8 protein-coding genes are annotated in these 11338 nt (G+C 39.4%); all 8 read left to right on the forward strand.

Annotation, left to right across the window (positions count from 1 at the left end):
• Nucleotides 1–505 precede the first annotated feature (505 nt).
• From WD048_14650 to WD048_14685, 8 genes are read left to right on the forward strand one after another with little or no spacing between them, the layout of a single operon-like run.
• Complete coding sequence (locus WD048_14650; protein ID MEX0813455.1) at nt 506–4690, forward strand: PAS domain S-box protein; 4185 nt, start codon at nt 506–508, stop codon at nt 4688–4690.
• Nucleotides 4687–6024 carry an ATP-binding protein gene (locus WD048_14655; GenBank protein ID MEX0813456.1) on the forward strand — a complete coding sequence of 446 codons (1338 nt, stop codon included), beginning with the start codon at nt 4687–4689 and terminating at the stop codon, nt 6022–6024. The genes WD048_14650 and WD048_14655 overlap by 4 nt, the downstream gene beginning before the upstream one ends.
• A 58-nt stretch (nt 6025–6082) precedes the next feature.
• The gene (locus WD048_14660) at nt 6083–6379 is read left to right on the forward strand and encodes an antibiotic biosynthesis monooxygenase family protein (GenBank protein MEX0813457.1); all 297 of its coding nucleotides are present in this window, start codon (nt 6083–6085) and stop codon (nt 6377–6379) included.
• Between the two features lie 2 nt (nt 6380–6381).
• Nucleotides 6382–7434, forward strand: a complete 1053-nt coding sequence (locus WD048_14665) for a cobalamin-dependent protein (GenBank protein MEX0813458.1) — start codon at nt 6382–6384, stop codon at nt 7432–7434.
• Between the two features lies 1 nt (nt 7435).
• Nucleotides 7436–8650 (forward strand): ATP-binding protein, encoded by a 1215-nt coding sequence (locus tag WD048_14670; protein ID MEX0813459.1) that lies wholly within the window; start codon nt 7436–7438, stop codon nt 8648–8650.
• Nucleotides 8647–9453 carry an alpha/beta hydrolase gene (locus tag WD048_14675; protein ID MEX0813460.1) on the forward strand — a complete coding sequence of 269 codons (807 nt, stop codon included), beginning with the start codon at nt 8647–8649 and terminating at the stop codon, nt 9451–9453. The genes WD048_14670 and WD048_14675 overlap by 4 nt, the downstream gene beginning before the upstream one ends.
• On the forward strand, nt 9450–10574 hold the full coding sequence (locus WD048_14680) for an ATP-binding protein (protein MEX0813461.1): 1125 nt from the start codon (nt 9450–9452) through the stop codon (nt 10572–10574). Before WD048_14675 ends, WD048_14680 begins: the two co-directional genes overlap by 4 nt.
• Nucleotides 10571–11002: a response regulator gene (locus WD048_14685; protein ID MEX0813462.1), complete on the forward strand. Its 432-nt coding sequence runs from the start codon at nt 10571–10573 to the stop codon at nt 11000–11002. The genes WD048_14680 and WD048_14685 overlap by 4 nt, the downstream gene beginning before the upstream one ends.
• Nucleotides 11003–11338 lie beyond the last annotated feature (336 nt).

An 11338-nucleotide genomic window follows, 5' to 3' on the forward strand; every position in this document is an offset into this window, starting at 1 on the left:
GTATGCCGGGTGGTGTGGGGGGACAGCGGTGAAAGCCGCTTCCTACCCGATTAAACAAGGATTCCCACCACCGTCCGATCCCGGAGGGATCGCATATTATACATAAAACCGGGGTTTAGTGCAAGAGATGACATCTTTCCAATAAAGATGTCATCTCTACATGGGCTTTTTTTCTGCTTTTTTAATGGGTCATGACCCATTGGATTGGGATGGGCATAGGAAAAAAATATGCATCCTGTTGTCCTGAATTGGTGACAGACAAACCCTTGCAGCTACTGTCATTCAGGGAGTTGAATGATAATGTTCTGTGCCATAATCCCGATATTCAAAAAAATATTTTTTCTATACTGGAAATTTGCCCTACGCCCCAAGCAAATTTGAATCTGTTTGTCCTGAAAAAACCATAAATTCAAATCTAAATTTATTCTTTTGCATATCACTGCTTATTGGTGTATATTTATAAATAATTATAATACATATGGTTTTATAGTAACTCAATTAAGAAATGACAAAAGACCAGATAAACAAAGACCTTTTCAGCTTAAACCCACTACCCTCATGGATTTCAGACAATGAAACGCTGGAAATACTGGATGTGAACATCGCTGCCATCGAGCACTATGGATATTCGAGAAAAGAATTTCTATCATTAACCTTAAAAGATTTAAGGCCACCTGAAGAGGTGCCTAATCTCATCAAGGCCAATACAGATATAAAGAAAAGAGATGGAAATATTTATTTAGGCATATTCACCCACCAAAAAAAGAACGGTACGCTTATCCAGGTAGAAATCAACGGGCACAAGGTTGATTTCAATGATCGCCAGTGTTTGCTCGTTGTTTGCCAGGATGTAACGGAAAAAAGCGAACAGGAAGAAAAAACACTTCAAAGTGAACAACGCTTCAAGGCATTGGTGCAAGAGGGTGCTGACCTGATAGCCATTCTGGACGCAGAAGGTAAATATCTTTATGTTAGCCCAACAAGCATTTCAGTTTTAGGGATAGCTCCTGAAGAATTTATTGGAAGAAGTCCCTTTGAATTCATCCATCCTGACGATGCAGAAAAAGTTTCATCGAGTTTGCAGAAAATAGCAACAGAAAAAAAAGTGCTTATTAATCCGTTTCGCTTTCGGAACAAAAACAAGGAATGGCGTTGGATTGAAACGGTCTTCACCAATATGACGGATAATCCTGTGGTAAATGGGATTGTAGCCAATTCCAGGGACATTACCGAACAAATGGAAGCCCAAAAACAACTGGAGGTTAGTGAGCAATTTAATCGTACGGTTTTAGAAAGCAGCCCGGATTGCGTGAAAGTAATAGATACCGAAGGTCGTATCCAGTATATGAATTACAATGGACTTTGCCTGATGGAAATTGAAGACTTCTCAAAATTTAAAGATAAAGGCTGGTGGACGCTTTGGGGAGCTGAAAATGAAGGTTTGGCAAAGGAAGCCATCAAAAAAGCTTTGAAAGGGGAAACCGCACAGTTCGCAGCCTTCTGCCCTACAGCAAAAGGTACACCTAAATGGTGGGATGTAATGGTATCTCCAGTAGGTGAAACAGGCAAACCTATACAACAACTCATTTCTGTTTCAAGAGATGTATCCGAGCAAAAACAAAAAGAGCTTGAAAAGGAACTTTTAGGAAAAATCAGCCTAAACTTTTCTTATGAAAACAACCTGCTCGATGCTGCTACTGCGCTTTGCCAAACCCTCAATGATTATGGACACTTTGATTTTGTGGAATTGTGGCTTCCTAACATTGAAGACACACACATTAAGCTATTTGCTTTCGAGTCGGCATCACCCAAAGCCGACACCTTTTATGAACACAGCAAGGACATCAAATCCTTTACTAAGGTTGAAGGCCTTCCCGGCATCGTTTGGGACAAAAAAGCCACACTATTATGGGATGATATCAGCAAGAAGGATGATTTTGTTCGCAAGGAAGCTGCTCAAAAAGCGGGAATTGCATCGGCAATGGGTATTCCGCTGGAGTTTAATCAAAAGATTGTGGGTGTGCTGGTAGTTGGGACCCAACAAGAGCTGCACCACTTGAAAAAGTACAAGGCTCTTTTTGAGCAGCTTCGACAATTTTTAGGCTCAGAAATCAACCGAAAAAAACTGGAGAAAGACCTTCAACATTTATATGATGCCATACCTGATATCATCTGCATCACGGATTTACAGGGCAGATTTCTCAAAATTAATAAGGCTGGCTGTGATTTGATTGGATGTACTGAAGAGGAGATTCTATACAACACCTTTGAAAAATTTGTCCACCCTGATGACAAAGATAGTTCACACTATGATCTAGAAAAACTTAAAAAAGGTGGAAAAACCTTTGGTTTTGAAAATCGCTACATCAACAAAAGTGGCAATATAACATGGCTAAGCTGGACCAGTAATTCAAATTTGCAGGAAGGGCTTATCTATGCTACGGCAAGAAATATTACCGAAGAAAAAAGACTCAGGGAGCTAAACCGACAGGTGTCAAAGTTGGCCAAAATCGGAAGTTGGGAAGTCAACTTCGCCAACAATGAGATTATATGGTCTGAAATGCTTCATGAACTTCACGAAACAGACCCTAAAACCTTCAAGCCTGACTTGGAAGGCTCCATTGATTTTTACAGGGAAGATTTTAAGGACTTGGTTCGTGAAAATGTAGAAAAATGCGTGACATCGTGTATTCCCTTTGATTTTGAAGCCGTATTGGTTACCGCTAAAAAGAATGAACGCTGGGTGCGAGCCATTGGCAATGCGGAAATGGTAGAAGGTAAATGTCAACGCATTTATGGCAGTTTTCAGGACATTCACGAGCGCAAAATAGCAGAAATAGCCCTAAAGGAAAGCGAAAACAGGATAAGAACGATATTAGATGCTGAACCGGAATGCATAAAATTGTTAGGCCCGGATAACAAAGTATTAATGATGAACCCGGCAGGACTTGCAATGATTGAGGCCGATAATAAAGAAAAGATAATAGGTAAATCTGTGCTGGGTCTTGTTTTGCCTGAACATCGACCAGCATTCGCCACTTTTACAAAAAAGGTTTTTAAAGGAGAAACAGGTAAGCTTTTATTCGAGATAAAAGGTTTTAATGGAACACACCGATGGATGGAGACGCACGCTGTTCCTTTAAAAAACGAGCAAGGTAAAATTATGTCCTTATTGGGAATAACCAGGGATATTAGCGATCGGAAAAAAGCAGAAGAGGAGCTTCAAAATGCCTACGAAGAGAAAAACAATATTCTCGAAAGTATAGGGGATGCTTTTTTTGCCGTGGATAAAAACTGGATTATCACCTATTGGAATAAAGAAGCCGAAAACCTGATAGGTCGGAAAAGAGAAGATTTGATTGGGGATAATTTATGGGATTTATTTGCCGATGCCATCGACACGGATTTTTACAGGGAGTACCACAGAGCAATGGAGACAGGAGAAAAGGTAACGGTTGAAGATTACTATCCTGCGGTGAATAAATGGTTTGAAGTAACAGTTTATCCTTCAAACGAGGGGCTATCTGTCTATTTTAAAGATGTAACGCTAAGGAAGGAAGCAGATATTAGACTGTTGCAAGCCAATGAACGCTTCGAAAAAGTAACGCAGGCTACTAATGACGCTATTTGGGACTGGAATATTAAAGATGATACCCTGTATTGGGGTGGGGGATTTACAAAACTCTTCGGTTATGAAGTAAGTAAAATCACTCCAAGCCTTGAATCCTGGACCGAACACATTTATCCTGATGATAGAGATAGGGTTGTGCAAAGTATTCATGAAGCAATTGAAGATTCAGAGCAAACCAACTGGGTCGCTGAGTATAGCTACAGGAAAAGTGACGGCACATTTGCAAAAGTGATTGACAGGGGTATAGTAATTAGAAACGTAGATGGTAAACCTATGCGTATGGTAGGTGCTATGACAGATATTACCGAACAAAAAAATCACGAAAAACAATTGTTGGAGCTCAATGAATCCCTACAAAATTATGCCAAGGATTTGGAGCGCTCCAATGAAGAATTGGAATCTTTTGCCTTTATCACATCCCACGATTTGCAGGAACCCTTGCGGATGATTTCTAGCTTTATGGACCAGCTCAAGCGAAAGTATGGAGATCAACTGGACGAAAAAGCCCTTCAGTACATACATTACGCATCTGATGGCGCAAAAAGGATGAAGCGAATCATTCTTGATTTATTGGAGTACTCAAGAGCAGCCAAACCTATAGACAGTCTGGAGGAAGTGGATTTGAATGAAATACTATCTGAATTCAAACAGCTTAGAAGAAAAGTTATTTCAGAGAAAGCTGCTTCCATATCCTCTGTTGAGCTTCCTACTGTTACTACCTATAAGGCGGGAATTGCCCAGGTATTTAATTCTTTATTGGATAATGCCATAAAATACGCAGAAGAGGGGAAGGCGCCTCAAATAGAAATCAAGGCAATAGAAAAAGAAGCCGAGTGGGAGTTTTCAATCAAAGACAATGGTATTGGAATCGATTCAGAATTCTTTGAAAAAATATTTCTCATCTTTCAGAGATTGCACAATAGAGATCAATATGCTGGTACTGGCATAGGCTTATCAATTGCAAAAAGACATGTGGAATTTTTAGGAGGCAAAATTTGGTTGAAATCAGAACTTGGAAAAGGCGCTACGTTTTACTTTAGCATACCAAAAACACAATGAGTAGTATATGGCAAACATACAAGGATACCATCAGGAATAATTGCTCCTTGAACAATGAAATATCTGAGGGTAGCGTAAATTATTGGAGAAACTCCCTGTTTTCCACCACCATGATTTTTGTCCTACCGCTTTGTTTCATTGCGCTAATCCCGTCTTTGTTTTTGATTACATTTGAAAATAAAGAGTTTATAACAATATTGCATTTTAGTACGCTTGGACTCATGTTTTTTATTGCTTTTGCGCCACGAGTTCAAATAATGGTAAGAAAATTGATTTTTTCATTGACCGTATTTGCTTTTGCAAGCATCTTAAATATTTTCACCGCTCCTTCTTCCGGTTCGGTTTTAGTTTACTTTTTGGCAGCTTGTATTTACTCCATCATCATTTTTGACAATAAGTATGCTTATTGGTGGAGCCACCTGGTGCTTTTTATTTCGGTGCTATTTGCTTTTGCTATACATTTCGAGTTGCTGAACTTTGAACACAATGTTGATATGAGTTCCGTTAATGAATGGGTTGCCGTTAGCTCTAATTTGGTCTTTCTTTGTTACCTGTCTTCAGCGCTCATCCCGAAAATTTTCATTGGATTAGAAAACCACATCAAGGAGCAGAATAGGCTAAAGAATGAATTGGAGAGCAATAAGGCTGCATTGCAGATCAAGAATGAAGAGCTTGAGGAGTATGCATTTGTAGCATCCCATGACCTTCAGGAGCCTTTAAGGATGGTGTCTAGTTTTATGAATAAATTGAGCACAGGTTATGGAGGCCAATTGGACGAAAAAGCACTTCAGTATATTCACTTTGCTAGTGATGGAGCGAAACGTATGAAACAAACTATCCTTGATTTACTGGAATATTCAAGAGCCGGCAGGCCAATAGAATCGATGGAGGAAGTGGATGTTAATGAAATACTCTCTGAATTCAAACAGCTCAGGAGAAAAATTATTTCAGAGAAAGCAGTAAGCATCTCCACATCTGAATTACCTACCATTTATTCGTATAAAGCTGCTATAACACAGGTATTTCATTCATTATTGGATAATGCTATAAAATATTCAGGAGAAGGGAAGGCACCGCAAATAGAAATCAATGCAATAGAAAAAGAAGCCGAGTGGGAGTTTTCAATCAAAGACAATGGTATTGGAATCGATTCAGAATTCTTTGATAAAATATTTCTCATCTTTCAGAGATTGCACAATAGAGACCAATACGCAGGTACTGGTGTAGGCTTATCAGTTGCAAAAAAACACGTGGAATTTTTGGGAGGCAAAATTTGTTTGGAATCAACTCTGGGAGAAGGCACTACTTTCTTTTTTACTGTACCAAAGAATTAGTGTACATTACTTGAAATTGAATCAGCTCACAAACGGTATAAACTAATTTATCAGTTTTATGATAGCAGCCATCAGTAAATTTGAAATCCAAAATGGCATGGAGGAAGAAGTGAAAAGCGCTTTTAAAAACCGACCTGGGCTAGTGCAAAACGCCAAAGGATTTGTGAAGTTGGATGTACTAAGTCCTTTAAATAACCCGGCAGAAATTCACCTGATTACCTATTGGGAAAGTGAGGAAGATTTTGAATACTGGCACCGCCACCATTTAAAGGAATCGCATAAAAATATTCCCAAAGGACTGAAACTAGTCCCTAAAAGCTGGGAACTGACTAAATACGAACACATAAGCTCTTAATTATGTCTGCACTGAATTTGAAATTGCTCAATGAAAAATCAAGTGAACTGGCCAATCATATCACCCACTTGCATTTTACACACGATCCGGGCTTGATGAAACGCTACGGGCCAGTTGGCAAAAACCGTTGTTATGAAGACGCTGTTTTCCATCTCAATTTTCTGGCTGAAGCAATGACCATGAAACTACCGGATATGTATGCCAACTATATACTCTGGGCTGCCGCCATGCTAAAATCCAGAAATATTCCGGATACAGACCTGCACCATAACCTAGAATTTGTTCAACAGGCCATACATGAGATCCTGGGCAGTGATTTTTCCGATGTGACCAAGGAGTATATTGCTATCGCCAAAGAAAAACTCAAAGACAATACTGAAGAAACCCCGTCCTATATCGCAGATGACAACCCACTGAAAAAAGAAGTTACTGCATATATGGAGTATTTGCTGCTCGGTAAACGAAGGGAGGCAACACATTTGATTACAGAGCTCATCGAACAGGAAGTTTCTATAAAAGATATCTACCAGTTTATTTTTCAGGTTTCACAATATGAAGTAGGGCGCTTGTGGCAATGCAATAAAATCACTGTTGCCCACGAGCATTACTGTACGGCTGCAACCCAGCAGATCATGTCCGGCTTGTACCAGCATATTTTTTCTTCCAAGCGCAAGGGAAAAACATTGGTGGCCTGCTCCATTTCCGGAGAATTGCACGAACTTGGCATTCGCATGGTCACTGATTTTTTTGAAATGGACGGATGGGACACCTATTATCTCGGTGCCAATATGCCTGACAATCAATTGCAGGAGGCGCTAAAAGAGTACAAGGCCGATGTGCTTGCGTTGTCTATTACCCTTCCTACCCATGTTAGCAGAGCAGCCACTCTGATAAAAAATATACAGGCTAAAAGTGATTTTAAAAAATTGAAAATAATGGTGGGCGGTTATCCATTTCTGACCAATCCGGATCTCTGGCAAAGAGTGGCCGCTGATGCTTTTGCTCAAAATGCTGATCAGGCAATTACAACGGCTAACGAATTGGTAAATCAATAAGATGGAAATTAAGCCAAACGATAAGAAAATTATCCTGGCCTGCGACCAACACGGGGCAGTAAAACAGGTATTTTTGGACACCGCCTCCCTGCTCGAAAACATTAAGCTACCGGTTGGCTTACATAGCCTTGTTTCATCATCCTCCATCAAAGAGTTGGGTAGCTTCTGGCTTTCCATTCACGAGAAATCTATGGAAGAGAATATCTTGCTGACCCTGAGCTTTAATGGTCAACAAGTCACCTATATTTTTTCAGGTTATTTATTAAAAGAAACGATCCTGCTTTGCGGAAATACTGAACTGAATTCTACCGGAAAGGCTTTGGATGAAATTATGCTGATCAACAACGAGCAGGCAAACCAGATAAGACTAACCGAGAAAAAGGTCAGCACGATTCTTAACGAAGAGCAGAAAAAGGAAATGAATGAGGCTTTTTTGAATGATTTCTCTGCACTCAACAACGAATTAATCAACAACAAACGGGAGTTGATGCGCAAAAATCAAAAAATTGAGTTGTTGAATCAGGAATTGAATGCTGTCAACGACAACATGAGCATGTTTACTTATTCCGTTTCGCATGACTTGAAGGAACCCCTGAGAATGATTAAATCTCCTTTAACGCTTTTTCATAAAAAGTATAGAGAAAGCCTCGACCCAAAAGGACAAAAATATATTGACCTGGCATTGGATGGAGCCAACCGCTTAAGTAAAATGTTGGCGGATTTATTGGAGTTTCATCAATCTTCCAATTTCGAAACCACCGAAACTGTAGATCTGAATGATGTGTTTTTGGAAGTAAAGAAAATTCTTCAAAAAGAAATAGAAGAAAAAGATGCCCAAATCAAAAGTGATAAGCTGCCCATAATTATAGGTTCATTTACAGGCTACCAACAGGTTTTACAAAATCTCATTTCCAATGCCATTAAATTTGTTCCTGAAGGGAAAACTCCGGTGGTGTCCATTCAGGTAGAAGAGAATGATATAAAATACACTATTCAGGTAAAAGATAATGGGGTGGGCATACCGGAAGATCAAAGGCAGGATGTTTTTAATTTGTTTAAACGCCTCAACGATCATCAGCAGTACGAAGGAAGCGGGATGGGCCTGGCGATGGTCAAGAAAAGTATTGAAAGAATGGGTGGAGAAGTTTGGTTGGAATCTACTCTGGGAGAAGGCACTACTTTCTTTTTCACCTTGCCTAAACAGAATAGAAAATGAACAACAACATAATTGCAAGAAATAATATAAAAGTGTTTGGCGAAGGAAATCAACCCATGATTTTTGCACACGGTTATGGGTGCGACCAAAATATGTGGCGATTTATTACTCCTGCTTTTGAAAAGGATTTTAAGATTGTTTTGTTTGACCATGTAGGTTCTGGCAAATCAGACCAAAGTGCCTACGATTTTGAAAAATACAATTCCCTCAAAGGCTATGCTGATGACCTTGTTGAAATCTGTGAAGCGTTGGAGCTCAAAAACATCATTTTTGTGGGGCACTCTGTCAGTAGCATAATTGGCGTTCTTGCCGCAGTTGACAGACCAGAATTATTCCACAAACTGGTTTTAATTGGCCCCTCTCCATGTTATATCAATAGCAATGACTATTTCGGTGGCTTTACACAAAAGGATATTGACGAATTGATCACAACTCTGGAAAGTAATTATCTTGGGTGGTCTAGTTACATTACGCCTGTGATTATTGGCAACTCTGATAAACAGGAGTATTCCGAAGAACTTAAAAACAGTTTCTGCTCTATGAACCCCGATATTGCCAAGCATTTCGCCAGGGTGACATTTCTGGGCGATAACCGAAACGATTTATCCGGGGTTTCAACCCAAAGCTTGATTATCCAATCTCATCCGGATGTGATTGCCCCTGTTCAAGTTGGAGAATTTGTTCATGAGAAAATCAGGAACAGTAAGTATGTGCTTTTAAACAGTCCCGGCCACTGCCCGCACCTTACTGCACCATCTCAAGTTATCTCCAGCATACAAAATTTTTTAGCAACCAAACTATGAGACCACAGCCATTTTTTGAAGACGCAGAAGATCTCTACCAAAATGCCCCTTTTGGTTATCTTACTATGCGTGCCGATGGCCTTATTGTCAATATAAATACCACCTTGCTAAAGTGGTTGGGTTTAGAACGAGACGAAATTGTGCTTCAAAAATCTTTTCAGGATTTATTGGGCATGGGTGAAAAAATATATTACGAAACCCACCTAATGCCACTGCTTCAAATGCATGGAGAGATTTCGGAAATAAATATTGAACTCAAAGGAAAGGAACCGATCAAACTGCCTGCATTGGTCAATGCCAAACGAATTTCGGGTCATAAAAAAGAGGAGCCTTTCTTCCGGTTTTCAGTTCTGAATATCACCCAGCGGAAACAATACGAGTTGGAATTAATGAAAGCAAAAAAAGAGGCTGAGCAATCTGTTCATAAGCTTAAACAGATGAATCAGGACTTAGAACAATTCGCGTACATTGCCTCCCATGATTTACAAGCCCCTTTAAGAACCATTTTTGCGATGATTGATTTTTTAGAAAAAAAGGGGCTTTTCACTGTAGGAAGTAAGGAGGAGAAGGGTTTTTCCTTAATCAAAAGCAATGCCCAGCGGATGAGACTGATGATAAAGGATTTATTGGAGTACGCAACGATTGACAAGGAGGAAAGAATATTTGAAGAAGTCTCTTTAAATGAAGCCTGTGATATTGCGATAGAGTCGATCAGGGATCAGGTGCATGAAAGCCAAGCTGTTTTCACGATTCCTGAATTACCGAAAGTGCTTGGTAATAAGCATCAACTGGCCCGGCTTTTTCAGAATCTTTTCAGCAATGCCATTAAATATAAATCTGCTGCCGACCCGCAAATTATTGTTTGGTTTGAAGACAAAGAGCCTAAAATCAAAGTGTTTGTCCAGGACAATGGGATGGGCTTTGATCAGAGTTTAGCCAATCAAGTGTTTGAATTTATGAAAAGACTGCATTCGCACGATGCCATACCCGGAACCGGTATAGGACTGTCTGCCTGTAAGCGTATAGTTGAAAACCATGGCGGGGCAATAGGTGTGAAGTCTGCAATAGGCAAAGGATCTACTTTTTATTTCACTTTTTCAAAACAAAAACTTAAAACATGACATTAAAGCCCGTACACATCCTCTTGGTAGAAGACAACGAAGGAGATGTTTTTTTAACATTAGAAGCTTTTGAGGAAAGCAAAGTAAAAACCGAAATCAGTGTGGCAAAAAATGGAAGGGAAGCTCTTGATTTTCTTTATAAAAGAGGTGATTTTGCTGAAGCCAAGAAGCCTGATCTTGTCCTTTTGGATATCAATATCCCTATTTATAACGGACACCAAGTTTTAGAGCAAATCAAAACTGATCCCAATCTTAAAAAGATTCCGGTAATAATGCTTACGACTTCATCTAATCAAAAAGACATTGAAAAGGCCTATTCGAATCACAGCAATAGTTATGTTAAAAAGCCCATAGAAATGGATGAATTTTTGGATGCCATACTGAAGATAGAAGAGTTTTGGTTGCAGTTATCGACACTATCACGCTAAGGGATAGATTGGAATAAATTTGAAACTTAAGTGCTGTTGTTCTTGCCAAATTTCCCTTTACCTATTTACCTGAGTTCGGAAATTATTTTGGACTTTATTAATTCCAATGGGTCATGACCCATTGGATTGGGATGGGCATAGGGAAAAAATATGAGCTCTGTTGTCCTGACTTTGGTGGCAGACAAACCGTTGCAGCTACTGACATTCAAGCAATTGAATGATAATGTTCTGTACTATAATCCCGGTATTCAAAAAAATATTTTTTCTATACTTGAACCCGGAATATGCATTAGGAAATCTATTGCAGCATGAAATCACTTCAAAATCAGACACTTC

It is taken from the genome of Chitinophagales bacterium (assembly GCA_040877935.1).
GTDB lineage: Bacteria > Bacteroidota > Bacteroidia > Chitinophagales > CAIOSU01 > JBBDNB01.